Genomic DNA, 22256 nt, shown 5'->3' with positions numbered 1-22256 from the left:
GTTTTTACTTTGTTCTCACGATGCGCGCGCCAAGGCAAGCTCCTTTACGCCCAGGTCGAGGCCACTCCGTGCCCAAAGCACGCTTGCCCCAACGGCGTTCGTTCCCTACCTGTTCGACGGTGACCGTACCAGTATCCACACCCGATGACCCGCCCTATCTCACCGGGCTGAACGCGCCGCAGCGTGATGCGGTGCTGACCACCGAAGGCCCTGTACTCGTCCTCGCCGGCGCCGGCACGGGCAAGACGGCCGCGTTGACCGCGCGGCTCGCGCATCTGTTGTGGACGCGCAAAGCCTATCCTTCCGAAATCCTCGCCGTCACCTTCACCAACAAGGCGGCGCGGGAAATGAAGGAACGCGTCGGGCGGCTGGTCGGCGATGCCGTGGAGGGGATGCCGTGGCTGGGCACCTTCCATGCGATCGGCGCGAAGATGCTGCGTCGCCATGCCGAGTTGGTCGGGCTGCAGTCGAACTTCACCATTCTCGATACCGACGATCAGTTGCGGCTGCTCAAGCAACTCATTGCCGCCGCCGGGATCGACGAGAAGCGTTTCCCGGCAAAGCAGGCGGCCGGCCTGATCGACGAATGGAAGAACAAGGGTCTTACCCCAAGGGATATCGATGCCGGGGAGAGCGAGCGTTACGGCAACGGGCGCGGCGGCGAACTGTATCAGCAGTATCAGGATCGGCTGAAGGCGGTGAACGCCTGCGATTTCGGCGATCTGCTCCTCCACGCGCTGACGATCCTGCGTACCGATCGCGAGGTGCTGGGGCATTATCAGCAGCGTTTTCGCTATATCATGGTGGACGAATATCAGGACACCAACAGCGTTCAATATCTCTGGCTCAGGCTGCTGGCGCAGGAGCGGCGCAACATCTGCTGCGTCGGCGATGACGACCAGTCGATCTATTCATGGCGCGGCGCGCAGGTGGAGAATATCCTGCGTTTCGAGCGCGATTTCCCCGGCGCGAAGGTGATCCGGCTGGAGCAGAATTATCGCTCCACACCGCATATCCTCGGCGCGGCGGGCGGCGTGATCGCGAACAACAGCGGCCGGCTCGGCAAGACGTTGTGGACCGATATCGACGTTGGCGAGAAGGTCGGCGTCATCGGCGTATGGGACGGGCCGGAGGAAGCGCGTCGCGTCGGTGACGAGATCGAGGCGTGCCAGCGCAACGGCAAGAGCCTCGACGAGATGGCGATCCTCGTTCGCGCCCAGCATCAGACGCGCGAGTTCGAAGACCGCTTCATCGCGATCGGTCTGCCCTATCGCATCGTCGGCGGCTTCCGCTTTTATGAGCGGCAGGAAATCCGCGACGCGCTCGCCTATCTGCGCATCGTCAACCAGCCGGCGGACGATCTCGCGTTCGAGCGGATCGTCAACACGCCCAAGCGCGGGCTGGGCGACAAGGCGATCGCGCGACTTCACCAACTCGCTCGCGCGGAAGGGATGCCGCTGAGCGCCGCCGCCGCGCGTATCCTCGATACCGATGAATTGACCCCGCAGGCGCGCCGGGCGCTCGGCAATTTCGTCGGCGATATCATGCGCTGGCGCGAGATGGCGCGCGATCTGTCGCATCCCGATCTCGCACGACAGATACTCGACGAAAGCGGCTATACCGCGATGTGGCAGGCCGAGAAATCGACCGAGGCCGCCGGCAGGCTGGAAAACCTCAACGAACTGGCCCGTGCCATGGAGGAATATGAAAGCCTCGGCGCATTCCTCGAACACGTCAGCCTGGTCATGGACAATGAAGGCGCGCGCGAGGAAGCGAAGGTCACCATCATGACCATCCACGCCGCCAAGGGGCTGGAATTCGATACCGTGTTCCTCGTCGGCTGGGAGGAAGGCGTATTCCCCTCACAGCGGGCGCTGGATGAGGGGGGCGTCCGCAGCCTCGAGGAAGAACGTCGGCTCGCTTATGTCGCGATCACACGCGCACGGCGGCGCGCGACGATCCTCCATGCCGCCAATCGTCGCATTTACGGCCAATGGACCTCGTCGATCCCATCCCGCTTCGTGGAAGAACTGCCCGACGATCATATCGAGCAGGAAACCACCATGTCGGGTGGCGCGAGCCTGTGGCGGGCCAATTGGTCCGAACGCGCCGATCCTTTCGCTGAAGTCGCGCGCGGCACGGGGCGTGGCCCCGGCTGGCAGCGCGCGGCGGGTAATCTCGGCACCAAGCCAGGCGGCGAGTGGAAAAGCCGAACCTTCACGCGCGAGCCGACGCGCGTGGTGGAGAGTCGCTCGCCGTCGGTCAGCCTTGGCAACAAGGGGCGCAGCGACCTCGTGGTGGGGATGCGGGTGTTTCACCAGAAATTCGGCGCGGGCGAAATTGTAGAGATCGAAGGCAACAAGCTGGAGATCGAATTCGAAAATGCCGGGCGCAAACGCGTGATGGACAGTTTCGTCAGCACCTCTGGCTGAATTTTCCGTTTTTCCGAGCCGTTCAGGAAAGATACGGTTGCGGCACAATAATTCATGTTCGCCCGATCCGGGCCAGGGAGGTTTTCGAAAATGCTTACCCGGTTTCTAGGCGCGACCCTTGTCGCCGCCAGCCTCACCGGCGCGATGCCCGCGCTGGCGCAATCTTCCGCTGACGAAGCGCGTTTCCGCGCGGCGCAGGATCGTTTCGATCGAGAACTGAATGTGTTCCGTCAGGAATATGATCGCTACATTCAGATTTCGCGCCGCAATCCGGGCGGCTACCCGCCGCCGCGCGCAGACAACGGCTATAACGGCAGCGAGGGCTGGCGCGACGAAAACGGTTACGATCCGTCGCGCTACTATCGTGGCGGCACGCAATATCAGGAGCGCGCGATGGGCACCGATGAGCGCGTCTATTCCGGGAACGACGGCCGTTATTATTGCAAGCGCAGCGACGGCACGACCGGGCTTGTGGTCGGTGGTGCGGTCGGCGGCATCCTAGGCAATGTGATCGATGGCGGCCGCAGCCGTATCGTCGGCACCTTGCTGGGCGGTGCGGCGGGCGCATTGGCGGGCAAGTCGATCGACCAGAAGAACTCGTCGTTGCGCTGCCAATGATACGCGCCGGCACCGGATGCGACATGGAGCGCATCCGGTGCCGGGCACGGTTTCAGCAAATTTCAGCTGTTCCATCGGCCTTTCGGACCGAGGACGAAGCTCAGCGCTCGATCGCGAGCAACGTCACGCCAGCGTAGCGCGCGTCGGACGGATCGAACAATTCGGATGCTTCGAAGCGGCGCGGTGTCATCCGCAAGCCACCAAGGCCGGCGATCTTGAACGCGCCGATCTTCTCTTCGCGCGGCGGCTTGCCGTCACGATCGAGCGTGATCGCATCGACGTACAACTCACCATGTTTGGTATAGACGACATGCGGAGCGATCGTGATCGAGCCGCGATTATAGGTCGCCGCCAGCGCCTGACGCTTGACGATTGCCTCGAACACGATCGGCATTCCCGCCGGGGGGGCGGAGGCCACGCGATCCTCCTCGGAATTGAGCTTCATGTCGGTCATATTAATTGCTCTGCTGCGATGCAGCAATAACCTTTGCTAGCTTATTTTGTTGCCGGCCAAATCAGCCGCTGGCTGAAATAAACCATCTGAAGCGCCTGCAATCGTGCGCCCTGCGCGATATCCGCATCTCCAGAATGTCCGCCCGCAATATCCTCATAAAACAGATATGGCAGCCCATATTCCTTCATCCGCGCCGCGAATTTGCGCGCGTGCTGCGGCCCGACGCGATCGTCCTTGGTTGTCGTCCAGATATAAGGTTCCGGATAAGCAACGCCGCGCTTTAGATTGTTATAAGGCGATATTTTTTCAAGAAAGGCGCGTTCCGCTGGTACGCTGACCGAACCATATTCGTCCACCCATGAGGCGCCCGCCGCGATCTTCTCGTAACGCATCATATCGAGCAGCGGCACCTGGATGGTCACCGCATTCCACAATTCGGGGTGCTGGGTGAGTTCGACCCCCATCAGCAAGCCACCGTTCGACCCGCCATAAATGCCCAGTTTTCTGGTGCTGGTGATCTTGCGCGCGAACAGATCCCGCGCGACCGCAGCGAAATCGTCATAGATGATCTGCCGCTTGGTCTTGCGGCCCGCGTCATGCCATTTCGGCCCGAATTCGCCGCCGCCCCGGATATTGGCGAGCACGAACGCCCCGCCCTGCTCCGTCCAGATCTTGCCGGTCGCGCCGAGATAGGTCGGCAACCGCGCAAGCTCGAACCCGCCATAAGCCGTCATCAGCGTCGGCATGGTACCATCGAGCTTCGCGTCTTTCGGCAGCACGACGAAATAGGGCACCTTCGTGCCGTCGCTCGACACCGCCTCATATTGCTCGACCTTCACGCCCGTCGCGTCGAACCGCGCGGGCAAGGTCTTGAGGGTGACCGGCGCGTCTGCCGTCGCCGCATCCACCGCGGCGAGGATCGTCGGCGTGGCGAAGCCATTGATCGCGACAAAGGCTTTGTCGCTGCGATCAGTGGTGCTGACGATGCCGACGCTCATGTTTTCCGGCACCGGCAGCGCGGTCTGTCGCCAGCCGTCGCCGGACGCCGCAAAGCTCGCCAGCCGCCCGCGCACATTGTCGATATAGGTGACGAGCACCCGATCGCGCGTCGTCGCCACCCCCTGCACCGATTGCCGCGCATCGGGCGCGAACAGCACGCGGGGACTGAGCTTGCCCGCGTTCAACTCCGCCAACGGCACCCAGGCGATCGCGCCGGCGGCCACGTCGCCCCACGGATCGCTCGTCTCGAAAACCACCCGGCCATCGACCATCCCGCTTGCGAAGGCCCGTGCCGGCACGTCGAGCTTGCGTGTGCCGGCCGGCGTCCAGACGAACTTTTCGCCGCCGAAGAAGGTGTTGCGCCGCTCGATCATCACAAGCCGGTTGCCGGCCGCGTCGGTCAACGTCCCGGCATAGCTGCCGAGCTGGTCATCCTGCTGCCCGCGAAAAACCTCGATCGCCTGATCGAGCGGCTGGCCCCGCTTCACCAGCTTGACCACGAAGGGGTAGCTGGACGCGGTCATCGTCCCCTGCCCCCAATCGCGCGAGACGAGCAAACTGTCCTTGTCGATCCAGGTCGCGCCCTGTTTCGATGTCGGCAGGTGGAAACCGCCATCGACGAACCGGCCGGTCACGAGATCGAACTCGCGCAGCTCCACCGCATCCTCGCCGCCCTCGGAAAGCTGGACGAGGCACAGCCGCTCCTCGGGCTGAAGGCAGGTCGCGCCCTTCCACACCCACTTCTTGCCCTCCGCCTTCGACAGCGCGTCGAGATCGAGCAACGTGGTCCATTCAGGCGAAGCGGCGGCGTAATCCGCCTCGCTCGTCCAGCGCCAGATGCCTTGCGGATGCTCCGCATCGCGCCAGAAATTCAGGATACGCCCGCCCACCTGCTCCGGCATCGGGATGCGATCCTTGGCCGATGCGATGGCGAACGCCTCGTCATAATAAGTGCGGAAACGCGAATCGCTCTCCAGCCGAGCCAGCGCGCGCGCATTTTCGCTCTCAACCCAGGCGAGGGGCTTGGCGCCGTCCTTGTCTTCGAGCCAGATATAGGGATCGTCCGTCATCTTTTTCGTCTGCGCGAGCGCCGGTCCGGCGGCAAGGGCAACGAGGCAGAAAGCCAGCGTGAGATGACGCATCGGCGAAGCGCTCCTCAAAAAAAGCGTCATGCCAAGCGATTGCGATGATCGCAATCGGCGCTATCGAGGAATGTAATGCACGACGGCCTCCCTCTCCCGCGGCGTTACGCCGCGATCGCCGCGATGTCCTTCGGATCAGCGCTTGTCGTCATCGATGGCGGTGTCGCCAATGTCGCGTTGCCGACCATCGCGCATGATCTGGGCGTGGAGCACAGTTCTGTCGTGTCGATCGTCACCGTTTATCAGGTGATGCTGGTGATGCTGTTGCTGCCCTTTGCCGGGCTGGGCGAGCGGATCGGGCTGAAGCGAACGTATCAGGGCGGGCAGTTGATCTTCACGATCGCGACGCTTTTGTGCTTCTTCGCCAAAAGCCTGCCGTTCTTGCTGATCGTGCGCGCGGTGCAGGCACTGGGAGCAGCCGGGGTGCTGAGCGTCTCCTCCGCATTGATCCGGCAGATCTATCCATCGAACCAGCTCGGGCGCGGGCTTGCGATCAATTCGGTGGTGGTGACCAGTTCGGCCGCCGCCGCGCCGACCATCGGCGGCATCGTGCTGGCATTCGCGCCATGGCCATGGGTGTTCGCAAGCGCGATTCCCTTCGCGATCGTCAGCTTGTTGCTCGGGCGCGCGATCCCCGATCCCGCGCCACGCCATGCCTCGTTCGACGTGACGGCGGCGATCACCTGCGCCGCGATGTTCGGCCTGATTATCGGTGGGCTGGAAAGCGGCGTTCACGGCGACAGCCCGGTCGTGTCCGCCGCGATCGTGCTGACCGGCATCATCGTCGGGTTCACCTTCGTGCGCAGCCAGCGCCGCGAGGCCAATCCGATCCTGCCGGTCGATCTGCTCGCACGCCCCGTGCTGGGGTTGAGCGCGATCGGCGGCTTCATCGCCTTTACCGCGTCCATGACGCTGCTGATCTCCACCCCGTTCCGATTGCAGGAGCTGGGATTTTCGGCGGCGGAGATCGGTGCGATGATCGCGCCATGGCCGATGACCAATATGATCGTCGCGCCGCTTGCCGGCTATCTTTCCGATCGCGTTCCCGCTGGCCTGCTCGGCGGGATCGGCATGGTGGTGTCGGTCATCGCATTGGTGTTGATCGCGTTCATGCCGGCGCATCCGACCTTTTTCGACGTAGCATGGCGCATGGCGCTGTGCGGCTCCGGCTTCGGCACTTACCTGCCGCCGAACGCCCGGCTGATCATCGGCTCGGCCCCGCGTGAGCGGGCGGCCGCGGCTGGCGGCTTGGTCTCCACTGTCCGCCTGACCGGCCAGACGACGGGTGCGACGCTGGTGGCGGCGCTGCTCGCATTCGGCGTCGGCACCGGGCGCGTACCGCCGATGATCTCGGCCGGCTTCGCGCTGATCGCGGGCCTGTGCAGCATCGCGCGGCTACGCCCCTCGATCCGCAATCCGTCGCTCGCCGAAACGCGGGACGAAATCCCGACGCTGCGGCAGACGCGCTACTGAGGCATTGCCGCTTAGCGGAGTGGGACGATCACTTCGTCGGGATGCGCGACGTTCAGCTCACGACGCACCAGCTCGTCAACCATATCGGGATTGGCGTGGCGCGGATCGAGCAACGCGACGCGGTTGCGCAGCATCAGCCGGCGCTGATCGAGCTGGGCATAATCATGCTCGCGCTTCACCAGCTGTCGCTTGTAATCGCCGAGTGCGAGCACGCCATTTGGCCCCGCGACGGCATAGATGCCGAAGAAGGCCATGACGGTGAGCGCGGCGGCCGGAAGAGCCGCGCGCTTCAGCGTTACAAGAAAGGTTGACGGCCGGCGACGCATTAACGAGCTTTCTCGCGCGAAACCGGCCGTTTATCAAGTTGTTTCAGCGATTCCTGAGCACGTCGCGGCCGGCATAATGCGCGACATGGCCAAGCTCTTCTTCGATACGAATCAACTGGTTGTATTTGGCCAGCCGATCCGAACGCGCGAGGCTGCCGGTTTTGATCTGGCCGCAATTCGTCGCGACCGCGAGATCGGCGATGGTCGCGTCCTCGGTCTCGCCCGAACGGTGGCTCATCACGGCGGTATAGCCGGCACGCTCGGCGATCCGAATCGCCTCCAGCGTCTCGGTCAGCGTGCCGATCTGATTAACCTTCACCAGCAGTCGAATTGGCCAGCCCGCGCGAGATGCCGTCACGCAGCCGCTTCGGGTTGGTTACGAACAGATCGTCGCCGACAAGCTGAACCTTGCCGCCAACCGCATCGGTCAGCGCCTTCCAGCCCTCGAAATCGTCTTCGGCCATGCCGTCCTCGATCGAGAGGATCGGATAGCGCGCGACGAGATCGGCGAGATAATCGGCCATGGCGCCGGGCTCGAGCGTCTTGCCCTCACCCGCGATGACATACTTGCCGTCCTTGAAGAATTCGGTCGCCGCGCAATCCAGCGCCAGCATCACGTCCTCGCCGGGCTTGTATCCAGCGCGCTCGATCGAGGTCATGATGAAGTCCAGCGCATCGGTCGTGCTGGCAAGGTTCGGCGCGAAACCGCCCTCGTCGCCCACTGCCGTGGCGAGGCCCTTTTCGTGCAGCCCCTTCTTGAGCGTGTGGAAGATCTCCGCACCGCAGCGCACCGCCTCGACGATGTTCTCCGCCCCGACCGGCATGATCATGAATTCCTGGAAATCGATCGGATTGTCGGCGTGTTCGCCGCCGTTGATGATGTTCATCATCGGCACCGGCAGGACATGCGCCGCCGGGCCGCCGACATAGCGATAGAGCGGCAGACCGCGCGCATCCGCGGCCGCCTTCGCCACCGCGAGGCTGACGCCGAGGATCGCGTTAGCGCCGAGCCGCCCCTTGTTCTCCGTGCCGTCGAGTTCGATCAGCGCGTAGATCCAGCTCCATCTGATCCTCGGCATCGAAGCCGACGATCGCCTCGGCGATCTCGCCGTTGACGTTATCCACCGCCTGATCGACGCCCTTGCCGAGCCAGCGCGACTTGTCGCCGTCGCGCTTCTCCACGGCTTCATGCGCGCCGGTGGAGGCGCCGGAAGGGACCGCGGCGCGCCCAAAGCTGCCGTCCTCCAGCAGCACGTCCACTTCGACGGTGGGGTTGCCTCGGCTGTCGAGGATAGTGCGGCCATGGACGTCGATGATTGCTGTCACGAAACGATCCTTCTACGATGGAGAGAATAGCGGTTCGCGCTGCCTCTAACCGTGCGGCCGCCGGGCTGCAATTCACGATGGAACCTCCGCGCATGGGACGGGGTTGTCATGGTGACCAAGGAAGGATTTCGACGATGTCCGATACCCCGCTTAAGCCCATGACCGACAGCGACGTGACGCCCGCGTCCAGCGATGCCACGGCGCAAGCGGCCGATTCTCTCAAGAATGGCGATGGCCGGCGTTTCACGGACGCGAAGCAGGCGTTGACGGACAATACCGCCAAGTTTCGCGAACAAGCAGGCGATAAGGCGCGCGGGCTCGCTGAGGACGGCAAGGCCCGCGCCACCAGTGCGCTGGAACAATTCTCGCAACTGCTCACCGATGCAGCCGGTCAGGTCGATGACAAGCTGGGCGAGCAATATGGCCAATATGCCCGCACCGCCGCCGAAAAGGTGCAGGGTTTCTCGAGCCATCTCGACGAGCACAGTGTCGACGAGTTGATCGACAGCGCGCGCGATCTGGTGCGCAAAAGCCCGGGCGTCGCGATCGGCGCGGCGGCGGCGGTCGGCTTTGTTGTCGCCCGCCTGCTCACCGCCGGGCTGGACCAGCGCGACCGGACCTGACGCGTGGCGGAGGGGGATCGTCCGACTGTCGACGCCGGGATTGCTGATCTCGTAAGTCAGCTTGCCGGGGACGCGCGCGAAGTGGCCAGCGCCGAGATCGGCCTGATGAAGGCGCGCGTCAGCACCAGCGTCGCGCTCTTTCGTGACGCGGCGATCCTGTTCGCGGCGGCGGCGCTGCTGGCGCTTGCGGCGCTGATCGCGTTGCTCGTCGGGCTGATCGGGACGATCGCGCCGCATACCGGCACCGGGATCGCAACCGCGATCGTTTGCGGTGTCGTGCTGCTGATCGCCGCGACGCTCGCCTTGCTCGGCAAGGGCAAGCTCTCCCAGCGGGCACCGCGCCCATGACTGAGCTGACCGACATCGATCGCGCCGAAGCCCGCGTTGCCGATGCGCGGGAAAGGATGACGGAAACCTTGGGCGTGCTCCAGATGCGGCTGGCTCCGCGTCATGTCGCGCAGGAAGCGATCGAGCGCATCAGCGACACCGGCGGGCGAGCACTCGACGCGAGCGTGGATGCGGCGAAGCGTCACCCCGGAAAGATCGCGGGCGGCATCGCCCTTCTTGCCGCCTTCCTCGGCCGTCGCCATATCGGCAACTTGATCGACACGGCACGAAAATCTCATCGCGATCGCAAGAAACCGGCGCGCGCGGCGCGCGTTAAATCAGCACACCCGCCTCGCGCGGAAAGGACAGAGAGATGACCGACGCTCCCACCGAAAACGCTCACGGCAAGTTGCGCGATGGGCTCGATTCCGCGCGCGACAAGGCTTCCTCGGCATTGGAGGGTGCCCGCTCCCGCGCAACCGGCGCGGTGGAAGCATCGCGCGATCGTGCCCGCAACGCGGCGCAGCGCACCGCCGAGACGGTCGAGACCAATCCGATCGGCGTGATCGTCGGCGGGCTTGCGCTCGGCGCATTGGTTGCGGCCGTTATCCCGCGTGGGAAACGCGAGAAGGAATTGCTCGCGCCGATCGGCAAGCGGGTCGGCGCCACCGCCGCCTCCGCGATCGCCGCCGCCAAGAGCGCGGGCAAGAGCGAACTCGACTCGCTCGGCATCAACAAGGATGCAGCGCGCAGTCAGGCCAAATCGCTGCTCGACGGGCTGGTAAAAGCGGCCAGTTCGGCCGGCAATGCCGCCACTAAAGCAGGCAAAGAGGGGATGGGGTCGCATTGACCCCTTCCCTTTCACACCCCCTCGGGTCTAGGGCGCGCGCATGAGTAAGCTTCACCTCGTCTTCGGCGGCCGTGTCGCCGATCCGCGCACCCTTGAATTCGAAGATCTCGCGTCGATCGACATCGTCGGCGTGTTTCCGGATTATGCCAGCGCCGAAAAGGCATGGCGCGCGTCCGCCCAGCGCACGGTCGACGATGCCGAAATGAAATATGTGGTGGTTCACCTCCACCGCCTGCTTGAGCCGGATCTGCTGAAGCCGGGCAGCGCGGGCTGATCGCCCCCTCCTGATCGTTCCGCCGTTTCCCCGGCATTGTTCCGGAAGACTGCGGAATGCGGTGCCGCCGATGAGCGTAGCGCCGCGCCAAAGCACTACTCCCCCGGAATCGACAAAGCGCTGCCTTCTCTCGCAAGAAAAGGCAGCGCTTTGTCGTATGCGGCAGGAAGAACCCCGCCCAACCGTCCGGAGGAACGCGCCGGGCAAGACGCTATCACGCGCCCGGCACGCTCATCATCCCCAACGGCTTCTTGCGTTTAGATGAATTCGATGTTCGCCACGACGTAGTAACGGTCGCCCGCAGGCACCGATACTTCAACCTCGTCATCGACGCTGCGCCCGATCAGCGCGCGGCCGAGCGGCGAATTATAGCTGATGCGCCCGGTTTTCGCATCCGCCTCGGTCTGGCCGACGATCTGATATCGCACCGGCTTGTCCGCGTCATCGAGCAGGGTCACCGTCGCGCCGAACACCACCTTATCGCCCGAAAGGTCCTTCGGATCGATGATCTGCGCGCGCGACAGCTTGTCCTCGATGTCGCCGATCAGCGCCTCGACCTGCCCCTGGCGCTCCTTCGCCGCATGATATTCGGCGTTTTCCGACAAATCCCCATGCGCCCGCGCTTCTTCGATCGCATCAACGATCAGCGGACGCTCCGCTTTCAGGCGCTTCAGATCAGCATTCAGCTTCTCGTAGCCCTCCTGGAGCATCGGCATCTTCTCGACCGTCGCCATCACGCAATCCCTTCGTCAAAACCCCTTCGCCAGCGGCTTTTAATTAACCGCTTCGCACCGTCCTGCTATGTCGGGGATCAATTGTGCGACTGCGAATAATAAGACTGCAGCGGCCTGACTTCAAGGTTGCGCATCGCCGAACTGGCAATTGCCTTCGCCACTTCGACGCAAGCGGGCGCCGTGGTGAAATACGGGATCTTCTGCGCGAGCGCCGAAGCCCGGATCGGTTGCGAATCCTTCAGGCTCTGCCACCCTTCGGTGGTGTTGAAGATCAGATCGATCCCGCCATCCTTGATCCGATCGACGATATGCGGCCGGCCCTGCGCGACCTTGTTCACCCGCTCCACCGGCAAACCGGCGGCTTCGAGATGGTCCGCCGTCCCGCCGGTCGCCACGATCGTGAAGCCCGCATCGACCAGTTCCCGCACCGCCGGTACGATATGCTCCTTGTCGCCGTCCTTCACGCTGACGAATGCAGCGCCGGACGTGGGCAGCACAACGCTCGATCCGAGTTGCGACTTGGCGAAAGCGGTGGTGAAATCGCTAGCGATTCCCATCACTTCACCCGTCGATTTCATTTCCGGCGACAACACCGGATCGACACCGGGGAAGCGATTGAACGGAAAAACCGCTTCCTTGACCGCGAAATAATCGATGTCACGATCGATCTTCGGCAGATCGCGCAGCTTCTCGCCGGCCATTACGCGCGAGGCGATCTTGGCGATCGGGGCGCCGATGGCCTTGGCGACGAACGGCACGGTGCGGCTGGCACGCGGGTTTACCTCGATCAGGTAAACCTTGCCGTCCTTCACCGCGAACTGGATGTTCATCAGCCCGCGCACGTTGAGCCCGCGCGCCAGCGCCTCGGTCTGCCGCTCGATCTCCGCAACCACGTCCGCGGTCAGCGAATAAGGCGGGATCGAGCAGGCGCTGTCGCCCGAATGGACCCCTGCCTCTTCGATATGCTGGAGCACGCCGGCGACCACGACGTCATCCCCGTCGCAGATCGCATCCACGTCCACCTCGATCGCATCACGCAGATATTGATCGATCAGAACCGGCGCATCGCCAGACACTTGCACCGCAGTTTGAATATAATTTTCAAGCTGCACCGGGCCGTCGACGATCTCCATCGCGCGGCCCCCGAGCACGTAGCTCGGACGCATCAGCACTGGATAACCGACACGCTCGGCGACGATCAGTGCTTCTTCACGACTGCGCGCGATACCATTGGCGGGCTGGAGCAGCTTGAGCTTGCTCACAAGCGCCGCGAACCGCTCGCGATCCTCCGCCAGATCGATAGCATCGGGCGAGGTGCCGAGGATGGGGATACCCGCATTCTCCAGCGCGCGCGCCAGATTGAGCGGGGTCTGGCCGCCGAACTGGACGATCACGCCGACCAGTTCGCCCTTCGATTGCTCGACGTGGAGGATTTCCAGCACGTCTTCGGCCGTCAGCGGCTCGAAATAGAGGCGATCGGAAGTGTCATAGTCGGTCGACACCGTTTCCGGGTTGCAATTGACCATGATCGTCTCGAACCCGGCGTCCGCCAACGCGAAGCACGCGTGGCAGCAGCAATAATCGAATTCGATCCCTTGCCCGATCCTGTTCGGACCACCACCGAGGATGACGATCTTGCGCCGCTCGGACGGCAGCGCTTCATTCTCCGGCTCGCCGAAGCTAGGCGCCTCATACGTCGAATACATATACGGCGTCTTGGCATCGAACTCCGCCGCGCAGGTATCGATCCGCTTGAACACCGGGCGCACGCCGAGCCGGTGGCGCAGCGCGCGCACCTCATCCTCGGTCACGCCGCCGGTCATCGCGACGACCGCCTCGTGAATCAGGCCGGAGCCGCGAGCGATGCCACGCTCCATTCCGCGCAGATTGGCCGATTGCAGCGCAAGCCACGCGAGCCGCTTATCGGAGAAGCCCATCGACTTCAGCCGGCGCATCCCCGCCGCGTCGATCGGCAGGCCGTGTTGCGTTACATCGCGCTCGGCCGCGATGATCTCCGCGATCCGCTCAAGGAACCACGGATCGTATTTGGCAATCGCATTGACTTCCGCGACGGTGAACCCCTCGCGCAGCGCCTGCGCCGCAACGAGCAGCCGATCCGGCGTCGCCACCGCCAGCGCCGCCTCGATCTCGGCACGCGGCGCACCGACAAGGCGATCGACCTGGTTGAAGCCGGACAGGCCGGTTTCGAGCCCGCGCAATGCCTTCTGCATCGATTCGTGAATGTTGCGGCCGATCGCCATGACTTCGCCGACCGACTTCATCGCAGTGCCCAGTACCGGCTCCGCGCCCTTGAACTTTTCAAAGGCGAAGCGCGGGATCTTGGTGACGACATAATCGATCGTCGGCTCGAAGCTCGCCGGCGTCGCGCCGGTGATGTCATTCTCGATCTCGTCGAGCGTATAGCCAACCGCCAGCTTCGCCGCGACCTTGGCGATCGGGAAGCCGGTCGCCTTGGACGCCAGCGCGGACGAGCGCGACACGCGCGGGTTCATCTCGATCACGATCAGGCGGCCATCCTTCGGATTGACCGCGAACTGTACGTTAGAACCGCCTGTTTCCACGCCGATTTCACGCAACACCGCGATGCTGGCGTTACGCATGATCTGATATTCCTTATCAGTCAGCGTCAGCGCCGGCGCGACGGTGATCGAGTCGCCCGTATGGACGCCCATCGGATCGATATTCTCGATCGAGCAGATGATGATGCAATTGTCCGCACGATCGCGGACCACCTCCATCTCATATTCCTTCCAGCCGAGCAGCGATTCCTCGATCAGCACCTCATTAGTCGGTGACGCATCAAGGCCCTTGCGGACGATTTCGAGGAACTCCTCGCGGTTATAGGCAACGCCGCCACCGGTGCCGCCCAGCGTGAAGCTTGGGCGGATGATCGCGGGAAGACCGACCTTCTCCAGCCCGGCCAGCGCATCCGCTTCGCTATGCGCGATATGGCTCCGCGCGGATTCGAGGCCGATCTTGTCCATCGCGTCGCGGAACTTCAGCCGGTCTTCCGCCTTGTCGATCGCTTCCGCATCAGCGCCGATCATCGTCACACCGAACTTCTCAAGCGTGCCGTCATTGAACAGCGCGAGCGCGGTGTTGAGCGCGGTCTGCCCGCCCATCGTCGGCAGCACCGCATCGGGGCGCTCCTTCTCGATGATCTTGGCGACCACCTCCGGCGTGATCGGCTCGACATAGGTCGCGTCGGCCAGCTCGGGGTCGGTCATGATCGTCGCCGGGTTCGAATTGACCAGGACGATGCGATAGCCCTCTTCCTTGAGCGCCTTGATCGCCTGCGTGCCCGAATAATCGAACTCGCACGCCTGACCGATGACGATCGGGCCGGCGCCGATGACGAGGATGGAGGAGATGTCGGTACGTTTGGGCATGGTGTCAGTCGATCCGGCGGAAGGTCAGGCGTTCAGAATGGGCTGCGGCGTCTTGCGTCACCGCAGCATCCCCACGAACCGCTCGAACAGATAAAAACTATCCTGCGGCCCCGGCGAGGCTTCCGGGTGATATTGCACGCTGAACGCCGGCCGATCGGTCAATTCCAGCCCGGCGTTGCTGCCGTCGAACAGCGACACATGCGTCTCGCGCACGCCTTCGGGCAGCGTTTCGCTATCCACCGTGAAGCCGTGGTTCATGCTGGTGATCTCGACCGCGCCGTCGGACAGTCGCTTGACCGGATGGTTCGCGCCGCGATGGCCCTGGAACATCTTGGTGGTTTTCGCGCCGACCGTCAGCCCCAGCAATTGATGGCCGAGGCAGATGCCGAACAGCGGCTTGCCCGTTTCCAGCAGCTTCTGGATCACCGGAACGGCATATTCGCCAGTCGCCGCAGGATCGCCGGGGCCGTTCGACAGGAAAATGCCGTCCGGGCCGAGCGCCATGATCTCGTCATAGCTCGCCGTCGCCGGCACCACCGACACCTTGGCTCCTGCCTGAACAAGATTACGGAAGATATTGTGCTTGCTGCCGTAATCCACCGCGACCACATGCGGCCGCTCGCCGCCGTCGATCCCGGCATAACCGAAGCCGAGCCGCCAGACGCCGCCTTCGCGCGTCTCGCCCCAGCCATAATGCGTTTCTGTCGTCACCGCCTTGGCGAGGTCCATCCCCTCGAGCCCCGGCCAGCCGCGCGCCATTTCCAGCAACAGCGGGATATCGAACTTGCCTGATGCGGAGTGCGCGATCACGCCGTTAGGCGCCCCGCCGGTGCGGATGCGACGGGTCAGCGCGCGGGTGTCGATGCCCGATACGCCAACGCGGGCGTGGCGCTTCATCCAGCCGTCGAGCCGCTCGACACTGCGAAAATTGGAGGGCGCGGTCACGTCCTCGCGTACGATCATCCCGAGCGCGTGCGGCTCGTCGGCCTCCACGTCGTCGGGATTCGCGCCGACATTGCCGATATGCGGGAAGGTGAAGGTGATGATCTGCCCCGCGAAGCTGGGGTCGGTCATGATCTCCTGATAGCCGGTCATCGCGGTGTGGAAGCACACTTCCCCCACCACTTCGCCCTCGGCTCCGAAACCTCGACCCCAGGCGACTTCACCGGTAGCGAGAACTATGACGCCGGTGGCGCCTTCGGGCACGTCAAAGGGCTTGGCGTCGGCCATGATCGGCGGGCACTCCGTTGGTTTGGATCAGCGATGTCGCTAAGCCCCGCCCGCTAAGCCTTTGCCCCCTTCGCGTCAACCGGAAGCGTGGTCTTCTGCGCCGCGACTTCCGCTCAGGCGGAAGCCGATCTAACATGGACGACATGATTCGAGACGACATCAAGCAAGCCCAGATCGCCGCAATGAAAGCCGGCGACAAAGAAACCCGCGCGGCAGTCAGCCTGATGCAGGCCGCGATCAAGAATCGCGATATCGAAGCGCGCACCGGCTCCGCCGTAACCGATGACGACGCGCTGGTCGTCGAGGTGCTGCAAAAGATGGTGAAGCAGCGCCGCGAGTCGATCGAGATGTACCGCAAAGGCGGTCGCGAGGAACTGGCTGTGGCCGAGGAGAATGAGGTCGCGGTGATCGAGCGCTTCCTGCCGCAACAATTGAGCGAGGCGGATACCAGCGCGGCGATCGAAGCGATCAAGGCAGAGCTGGGCGCGTCCGGCATGAAGGACATGGGCCGCGTGATGGCGGAGCTTAAAGCGCGCCACGCCAGCGTGCTCGATATGTCCAAGGCAAGCGGGCTGGTGAAGGCCGCGCTGAGCTGAACTGAAACATTTTACAATTGCGGAGCGAGGGCCTCCGGCGCATAGGTTATAATGCGTGTGTGAGTCTCTCGCCCGCCTTTCTTGACGAGCTGCGTTCCCGCACCTCGTTGTCTGCCCTGGTGGGCAAGACGGTGAAGCTCACCAAGGCGGGGCGCGAGCACAAGGGCTGCTGCCCGTTCCATAACGAAAAGACGCCCAGCTTCTACGTCAACGACGAGAAGGGCTTTTATCACTGTTTCGGCTGCTCGGCGCATGGCGATGCGATTCGCTGGATGACCGATCAGCGCGGCCTGCCCTTCATGGATGCGGTCAAGGAACTCGCCGCCGCTGCCGGTCTTGAACTCCCCGCCCTTGATCCCCGCGCCGCACAAAAAGCCGAGCGGCAGAAGGGCCTGCACGACGCGATGGCCGAAGCGCAGGCGTGGTTCGTCGCGCAGCTATCCGGCATTTCTGGTGGGGACGCGCGTGCGCTGATCGAGCGACGTGGGCTTTCGGCGGAAACGGCGCGCCTGTTCGGCATCGGTTTTGCGCCCGATGCCCGCGGGAAGCTCCGCACGGCGCTCAAGGAATATGGCGATGCGGCGCTGATCGAGGCCGGGTTGCTGATCAGCGTCGAGAACAAGGATCCCTACGACCGCTTCCGTGGTCGGCTGATGATCCCGATCCGCGATGCCCGCGGGCGTGTGATCGCATTCGGCGGACGCGTGATCGGCGATGGCGAGCCGAAATACCTCAACTCTCCCGACACGCCGTTGTTCGACAAGGGGCGCACACTCTACAACCTCGATCGCGCCGCGCCCGCCGCGCGCAAGGCGAACCGCGTGTTCGTCGTCGAAGGCTATATGGACGTGATCGCGCTGGCGCAGGCCGGCATCGCGGAGGCGGTCGCGCCGCTCGGCACCGCGCTTACCGAGCATCAGCTTGAGCGGCTGTGGCAGATGGTCGACGTGCCGATCCTGTGCTTCGACGGCGACAGCGCGGGGCAAAAGGCCGCGATCCGGGCGGCGCATCGTTCGCTGCCGATGCTCGCCCCCGGCCGCAGCCTTGCCTTCGTCACGCTCCCTGACGGGATGGATCCGGATGATCTGGTCAAGGCCAAGGGTATCGCGGCGTTCGAGACGCTGGTGCGCGAGGCGGAGCCGCTGGTCGATCGCCTGTGGAAGCACGAATTCGCCGCCGAGCCGCTCACCACGCCGGAACAGCGCGCGGGGCTGCGTCGCCGGTTGGGCGAACTGGCGCAGTCGATCGCCGATCCATCGGTTCGCAACGAATATCAGAACGAATTTCGTCATCGCTTCGATGATGCCTTCACCCGTCCGCGCGCCAGCTTTACGCCGCGCGCGCCCGGCCAACGCGGCGATCGCCGGCCCGGTCAACGCTGGACGCCGCCGCCAGCGCCGATCACCGAGGACGTGAAGGTGATGCGCGCCGTCGGCGGAATCGATCGCGTTCTGGCCAAGGCCGTGCTCGCCGGGTTGATCCGCCACCCGGCGGAAATCGCGCGACACATGGAGGTGTTGGGCGGCTTGCGCCTGGTCGATGGCGCGCTCGGGCGATTGTTCGAGGCGGTTGTCGATGTCGCGCTGGAAGATCGGGCGCTTGATAGCCAGCGACTCGTGACCATATTAGGGAAATCGGGTTTCGAGACGGTCGCTTCCGACCTGCTTCGGGCCGATAAGATGCCATACAGCTTTACGCAGCGAACAGGGGATGAAAGCCGGGCGCGCGAAGACCTCGACGAGGCAATCGCGATTCTGGTGGCAGGCCCTGAGGTGAATGCGGCGCTCGCGGATGCAACTTCCGCGATGCAGGCGCGCTTTACCGACGAGGCGTTTGAGCGACAGGTGACGTTAGTGAAGGAAAAGCAGGCGTTGGAGCTTCGGCTTGCAAATCTCGTGCAGTCGAACGAAGACGCCCGCGCTTTTGGTGCCGAGGACGATTGATGGCGAAGGTAAACGGTAGCGGTGGCGATGATACGACGGATGTGGCCGATGCTCCGCTGATCGATTTGAACGACGCGAACGTCAAGAAGCTGATCGCTCGCGCCAAAAAGCGCGGGTACATCACCTATGACCAGCTGAACGAGGCGCTGCCGCAGGACCAGATGTCCTCCGATCAGCTCGAGGATATCATGTCCGCGCTCAATGAAATGGGCGTGAACATCGTCGAGAACGACGAGCAGGGCGAAGACGGCGAAGAGCAGGAATCCGAAGACGAGGTCGATGCCGTCGACTCCGATCAGGAAAACGCGCCCGTCATCGAGAAGAAGAAAGAGACGATCGATCGCACCGACGATCCCGTCCGCATGTATCTGCGCGAGATGGGGGCCGTGGAGCTGCTGTCGCGCGAGGGCGAGATCGCAATCGCCAAGCGGATCGAGGCCGGCCGCGACACGATGATCCTGGGATTGTGCGAAAGCCCGATCACCTTCAACGCGATCATCGACTGGTCGACCGCTCTCAACGAAGGCGCGATGCAATTGCGCGAGATCCTCGATCTCGATGCGATGCTGTCCAAAGGCCCGTCGCCCGAGCAGGTGGCCGGCGCCGAAGAAGACGATAACGGCGAGATCAGCGCATCGAGCACCGGCCCGACCTACAAGGAAGAGGAAGAGCCGGAAGAAGAGGCCGCAGCCGACGATGATGACGGGCTGACCGAGCGTCGCGCCCCGCGTCCATCCGACGACGACGACGAGGATAACACCCTCTCGCTCGCGCAGATGGAGGAAACGCTCAAGCCGCAGGCGCTGGAGAAGTTCGCCAACATCACGGCGATCTACAAGAAATTCTCCAAGATGCAGGGCCAGCGGCTCGACGCGATGGGCGCCGGCGGGGAGCTTTCGGCGGCGGAAGAACGCAAATATCAGAAGCTGCGCGAAGATCTCACCGCCGAGGTGGAAAGCGTCCAGTTTCACAATGCGAAGATCGAATATCTCGTCGATCAGCTATACAGCTTCAACCGCCGCCTGACCGCGCTGGGCGGCCAGATGCTGCGTCTGGCGGAACGGCACAAGGTCAACCGCAAGGATTTCCTCGAGCGCTATATGGGCCACGAACTGGATGACACGTTCATCCAGTCCGTGAACGGCCTCGACAAGAAGTGGACCGCCTTCGCTACCAACGAAGCACCGGCCGTCGATCGCATTCGCACCGAGATTTCGGAAATCTCGCAGCAAACCGGCATGGCGCTCGGCGAATTCCGCCGCATCGTCAACATGGTGCAGAAGGGCGAGCGCGAGGCGCGGATCGCGAAGAAGGAGATGGTCGAGGCCAATCTCCGCCTCGTCATCTCGATCGCGAAGAAATACACCAACCGCGGTCTGCAGTTCCTGGATTTGATCCAGGAGGGCAATATCGGGCTGATGAAGGCGGTGGATAAGTTCGAATATCGCCGCGGCTATAAATTCTCGACCTATGCGACCTGGTGGATCAGGCAGGCGATCACGCGCTCGATCGCCGATCAGGCGCGCACGATCCGTATCCCGGTTCACATGATCGAGACGATCAACAAGCTGGTCCGCACCAGCCGGCAGTTCCTCCACGAGCAGGGCCGCGAGCCGACGCCGGAGGAAATGGCGGAGCGCCTCTCCATGCCGTTGGAGAAGGTGCGCAAGGTGATGAAGATCGCCAAGGAGCCGATCTCGCTCGAAACGCCGATCGGCGACGAGGAGGATTCGCATCTCGGCGATTTCATCGAGGACAAGAATGCGATCATCCCGGTGGATGCCGCGATCCAGGCGAACCTGAAGGAAACCGTCACCCGCGTCCTCGCCAGCCTCACCCCGCGCGAAGAGCGCGTGCTGCGCATGCGCTTCGGCATCGGCATGAACACCGATCATACGCTGGAAGAGGTCGGCCAGCAGTTCAGCGTGACGCGTGAGCGCATCCGGCAGATCGAGGCGAAGGCGCTGCGGAAGCTCAAGCACCCGAGCCGCAGCCGCAAGATGCGCTCCTTCCTCGATCAGTAAACGACGACACGAAGGGCGGCTCGCGGGCCGCCCTTCTCTTTTCGGTCAGAAGTGGAAACCGACCGAGGCATTGTAACTGAAATCGCCATGCCGCGTGTCGACGGCGGCGCCCGCCCGCACTACCGGCGCATTCTCACCGATGAACGCCTTTGACAGCCCCATCGCGAACGCGGTCTGTCCCCGGCTGCCGCCGATCGCCGCGCCCATCATGCCACGCCCGGGAATGAACGCCTGCGGCAACGCAGAGAGCGCGTTCGATCCAGCCGCGAGCGCGCTCATGTCTCGACGCAACTCGACATTGTTCGCCGCGATCATCTGCCGGCTGGTGACGGCGGCACGATCCAGCGTCTCGGCCATCGCCCGATCGGTATAGTCATTCGCCGCCGTCAACGTCGCCGCTGCGCTGCGATCGGTATAGCCGTTCGCTGCGGATAAAGTGGCGGTGCTCGATGCGGTGAGTTGACCGACGGTCGCGGCGTCGTTCACGGCGATCCCATCGGCCACCCCGGTCAGCCGGCGATCCCCGGCGGTGCCCGCAAATGAAACCGAGCTACCACCACTTTGCGCCCCGATCGTGATCGGCCCATTCGGATACACCTGCCGTATCATCCCAGCCCGCCCTTCATCGAGATCGCCACGCAACGTGACGACGGAATCCTGCGCTGCCAACACGATCTGGTTCACCACATCGATGCGAATCCCCTGTTGAGCAACGGCGTTCGCGGTCGCGCCAAGCTGCGCATTCAGCGTGCCGATCGCGGAACCCTGCGCCTGGACGTCGAGCGTCAACGCGTTCGCCACACCGACCGATGCGCTAAGCTGCCCTGCAAGCGAACCCAGCGCCTGTTGCTGCGCCTGCAAATTGACCGCCGCAGCCGCCGCAGCCGAATCGATTACGGCCAGCCGATCCAGGAGCGAGGCGCGATCCGCTTCCAATTGTGTGATCGCCTGTGTGTTGGTGGTGATGCGGCCGTCAATCAACGTGATCGATCCAGCCTGAAGCGTGACGCGAGCGTCCAGAGACACGAGCGAATCGATCACATCCAGCAGCGTCTGCGCTGACGCCGGGGCGGGCAGGATCGCGGCCAGCGCTCCAAGCGACAGAATATTTGGGCGAAGCATCCTGATCTCCCGAAAAGTCCCGGCGGCGAATGGACGAGAACGCCGCCGGGGAAACCGCACCTCCCTCCGAAGAGGTGTCATGCGACCAAACGGAGAGCGTCGGGCGAGGGACCATGCCCACAATCGCTCCCCTTCCAGCGACGAAGGTGGACTGTTTCGCCGCCGGTCCGTTCTTTCTAGCCACGCAGCGCTTGCGACATGGTCGACGACTTTTGCCATGATTGCTGCGTGAAACACGGACGTCGATCCGACCGCTAAAGGGCATAAGGTCGGCGAAGTTTGCGCAAATCATCTCCGTTCCGGCGACAATGCCCGCAATTTGCCGATCTCAACCGATCCGGAACGGAGCCGCC

The 22256-nt window shown here is 63.6% G+C and carries 18 protein-coding genes and 1 pseudogene; 11 read left to right on the top strand and 8 right to left on the bottom strand.

Annotated elements, in window-relative coordinates; genetic code table 11:
- The first annotated feature begins 119 nt into the window (after window positions 1-119).
- On the top strand, window positions 120-2432 hold the full coding sequence (locus tag P0Y64_14710; protein WEK42618.1) for a UvrD-helicase domain-containing protein: 2313 nt from the start codon (window positions 120-122) through the stop codon (window positions 2430-2432).
- Window positions 2433-2522: 90 nt separating this feature from the next.
- The gene (locus tag P0Y64_14705) at window positions 2523-3050 is read left to right on the top strand and encodes a glycine zipper 2TM domain-containing protein (GenBank protein ID WEK42617.1); all 528 of its coding nucleotides are present in this window, start codon (window positions 2523-2525) and stop codon (window positions 3048-3050) included.
- A gap of 100 nt (window positions 3051-3150) precedes the next feature.
- Here P0Y64_14705 and P0Y64_14700 read toward each other — a convergent pair whose 3' ends face one another.
- Both P0Y64_14700 and P0Y64_14695 read right to left on the bottom strand, forming a co-directional pair.
- Window positions 3151-3495 (bottom strand): hypothetical protein, encoded by a 345-nt coding sequence (locus P0Y64_14700; GenBank protein WEK45063.1) that lies wholly within the window; start codon window positions 3493-3495, stop codon window positions 3151-3153.
- Between the two features lie 50 nt (window positions 3496-3545).
- Complete coding sequence (locus tag P0Y64_14695) at window positions 3546-5645, bottom strand: prolyl oligopeptidase family serine peptidase (protein WEK42616.1); 2100 nt, start codon at window positions 5643-5645, stop codon at window positions 3546-3548.
- Window positions 5646-5720: 75 nt separating this feature from the next.
- On the opposite strand from P0Y64_14695, the gene P0Y64_14690 reads away from it, so the two are divergent.
- Entirely contained in the window at window positions 5721-7118 is a 1398-nt protein-coding gene (locus P0Y64_14690; protein WEK42615.1) for an MFS transporter, read from the top strand.
- A gap of 11 nt (window positions 7119-7129) precedes the next feature.
- Here P0Y64_14690 and P0Y64_14685 read toward each other — a convergent pair whose 3' ends face one another.
- On the bottom strand, window positions 7130-7444 hold the full coding sequence (locus P0Y64_14685; protein WEK42614.1) for a septum formation initiator family protein: 315 nt from the start codon (window positions 7442-7444) through the stop codon (window positions 7130-7132).
- Between the two features lie 43 nt (window positions 7445-7487).
- Window positions 7488-8770, bottom strand: a pseudogene (eno, locus tag P0Y64_14680) (phosphopyruvate hydratase).
- 134 nt (window positions 8771-8904) lie between these two features.
- Here eno and P0Y64_14675 point away from each other — a divergent pair.
- The 5 genes from P0Y64_14675 (at window position 8905) to P0Y64_14655 (ending at window position 10844) form a co-directional block, all read left to right on the top strand.
- The gene (locus P0Y64_14675) at window positions 8905-9393 is read left to right on the top strand and encodes a hypothetical protein (GenBank protein WEK42613.1); all 489 of its coding nucleotides are present in this window, start codon (window positions 8905-8907) and stop codon (window positions 9391-9393) included.
- 3 nt (window positions 9394-9396) lie between these two features.
- Window positions 9397-9741: a phage holin family protein gene (locus P0Y64_14670; GenBank protein ID WEK42612.1), complete on the top strand. Its 345-nt coding sequence runs from the start codon at window positions 9397-9399 to the stop codon at window positions 9739-9741.
- A 68-nt stretch (window positions 9742-9809) separates the two neighbouring features.
- Window positions 9810-10097, top strand: coding sequence for a hypothetical protein (locus P0Y64_14665; GenBank protein WEK42611.1), 288 nt, complete (start codon window positions 9810-9812; stop codon window positions 10095-10097).
- Window positions 10094-10570: a hypothetical protein gene (locus tag P0Y64_14660; GenBank protein WEK42610.1), complete on the top strand. Its 477-nt coding sequence runs from the start codon at window positions 10094-10096 to the stop codon at window positions 10568-10570. Before P0Y64_14665 ends, P0Y64_14660 begins: the two co-directional genes overlap by 4 nt.
- A gap of 40 nt (window positions 10571-10610) precedes the next feature.
- On the top strand, window positions 10611-10844 hold the full coding sequence (locus tag P0Y64_14655; protein ID WEK42609.1) for a DUF4170 domain-containing protein: 234 nt from the start codon (window positions 10611-10613) through the stop codon (window positions 10842-10844).
- Window positions 10845-11101: 257 nt separating this feature from the next.
- Here P0Y64_14655 and greA read toward each other — a convergent pair whose 3' ends face one another.
- The 3 genes from greA to carA all read right to left on the bottom strand — a co-directional run bounded on the left by greA (window position 11102) and on the right by carA (window position 16218).
- Window positions 11102-11578, bottom strand: coding sequence for a transcription elongation factor GreA (gene greA / locus P0Y64_14650; protein ID WEK42608.1), 477 nt, complete (start codon window positions 11576-11578; stop codon window positions 11102-11104).
- A 77-nt stretch (window positions 11579-11655) separates the two neighbouring features.
- Complete coding sequence (gene carB / locus P0Y64_14645; protein WEK42607.1) at window positions 11656-14988, bottom strand: carbamoyl-phosphate synthase large subunit; 3333 nt, start codon at window positions 14986-14988, stop codon at window positions 11656-11658.
- Window positions 14989-15045: 57 nt separating this feature from the next.
- Window positions 15046-16218: a glutamine-hydrolyzing carbamoyl-phosphate synthase small subunit gene (carA, locus tag P0Y64_14640; GenBank protein ID WEK42606.1), complete on the bottom strand. Its 1173-nt coding sequence runs from the start codon at window positions 16216-16218 to the stop codon at window positions 15046-15048.
- 143 nt (window positions 16219-16361) lie between these two features.
- Here carA and P0Y64_14635 point away from each other — a divergent pair, with 143 nt between their 5' ends.
- The 3 genes from P0Y64_14635 to rpoD are packed head-to-tail and all read left to right on the top strand — an operon-like array spanning window position 16362 to window position 20781.
- The gene (locus P0Y64_14635; GenBank protein ID WEK45062.1) at window positions 16362-16814 is read left to right on the top strand and encodes a GatB/YqeY domain-containing protein; all 453 of its coding nucleotides are present in this window, start codon (window positions 16362-16364) and stop codon (window positions 16812-16814) included.
- Window positions 16815-16873: 59 nt separating this feature from the next.
- Window positions 16874-18757, top strand: a complete 1884-nt coding sequence (gene dnaG / locus P0Y64_14630; protein ID WEK42605.1) for a DNA primase — start codon at window positions 16874-16876, stop codon at window positions 18755-18757.
- The gene (gene rpoD, locus P0Y64_14625; GenBank protein WEK42604.1) at window positions 18757-20781 is read left to right on the top strand and encodes an RNA polymerase sigma factor RpoD; all 2025 of its coding nucleotides are present in this window, start codon (window positions 18757-18759) and stop codon (window positions 20779-20781) included. The genes dnaG and rpoD overlap by 1 nt, the downstream gene beginning before the upstream one ends.
- Before the next feature lie 45 nt (window positions 20782-20826).
- Here the strand turns inward: rpoD and P0Y64_14620 are convergent, their stop codons facing one another.
- Window positions 20827-21903, bottom strand: coding sequence for a YadA-like family protein (locus P0Y64_14620; GenBank protein WEK42603.1), 1077 nt, complete (start codon window positions 21901-21903; stop codon window positions 20827-20829).
- Window positions 21904-22256: the final 353 nt, after the last annotated feature.

The sequence above is a fragment of the Candidatus Sphingomonas colombiensis genome, assembly GCA_029202845.1.
Lineage (GTDB): Bacteria > Pseudomonadota > Alphaproteobacteria > Sphingomonadales > Sphingomonadaceae > Sphingomonas > Sphingomonas colombiensis.
This window is presented reverse-complemented; position numbering and strand designations above follow the sequence as displayed.

Excerpts from the sequence above, each read along its gene's own strand:
- carA (WEK42606.1), bottom strand. The coding sequence starts at position 16,218 with ATGGCCGACGCCAAGCCCTTTGACGTGCCCGAAGGCGCCACCGGCGTC.
- carB (WEK42607.1), bottom strand. The coding sequence starts at position 14,988 with ATGCCCAAACGTACCGACATCTCCTCCATCCTCGTCATCGGCGCCGGC.
- greA (WEK42608.1), bottom strand. The coding sequence starts at position 11,578 with ATGGCGACGGTCGAGAAGATGCCGATGCTCCAGGAGGGCTACGAGAAG.
- P0Y64_14685 (WEK42614.1), bottom strand. The coding sequence starts at position 7,444 with ATGCGTCGCCGGCCGTCAACCTTTCTTGTAACGCTGAAGCGCGCGGCT.
- P0Y64_14700 (WEK45063.1), bottom strand. The coding sequence starts at position 3,495 with ATGAAGCTCAATTCCGAGGAGGATCGCGTGGCCTCCGCCCCCCCGGCG.
- P0Y64_14660 (WEK42610.1), top strand. The coding sequence starts at position 10,094 with ATGACCGACGCTCCCACCGAAAACGCTCACGGCAAGTTGCGCGATGGG.
- P0Y64_14690 (WEK42615.1), top strand. The coding sequence starts at position 5,721 with ATGCACGACGGCCTCCCTCTCCCGCGGCGTTACGCCGCGATCGCCGCG.
- P0Y64_14635 (WEK45062.1), top strand. The coding sequence starts at position 16,362 with ATGATTCGAGACGACATCAAGCAAGCCCAGATCGCCGCAATGAAAGCC.
- P0Y64_14655 (WEK42609.1), top strand. The coding sequence starts at position 10,611 with ATGAGTAAGCTTCACCTCGTCTTCGGCGGCCGTGTCGCCGATCCGCGC.
- P0Y64_14705 (WEK42617.1), top strand. The coding sequence starts at position 2,523 with ATGCTTACCCGGTTTCTAGGCGCGACCCTTGTCGCCGCCAGCCTCACC.
- P0Y64_14695 (WEK42616.1), bottom strand. The coding sequence starts at position 5,645 with ATGCGTCATCTCACGCTGGCTTTCTGCCTCGTTGCCCTTGCCGCCGGA.
- rpoD (WEK42604.1), top strand. The coding sequence starts at position 18,757 with ATGGCGAAGGTAAACGGTAGCGGTGGCGATGATACGACGGATGTGGCC.
- P0Y64_14675 (WEK42613.1), top strand. The coding sequence starts at position 8,905 with ATGTCCGATACCCCGCTTAAGCCCATGACCGACAGCGACGTGACGCCC.
- P0Y64_14620 (WEK42603.1), bottom strand. The coding sequence starts at position 21,903 with ATGCTTCGCCCAAATATTCTGTCGCTTGGAGCGCTGGCCGCGATCCTG.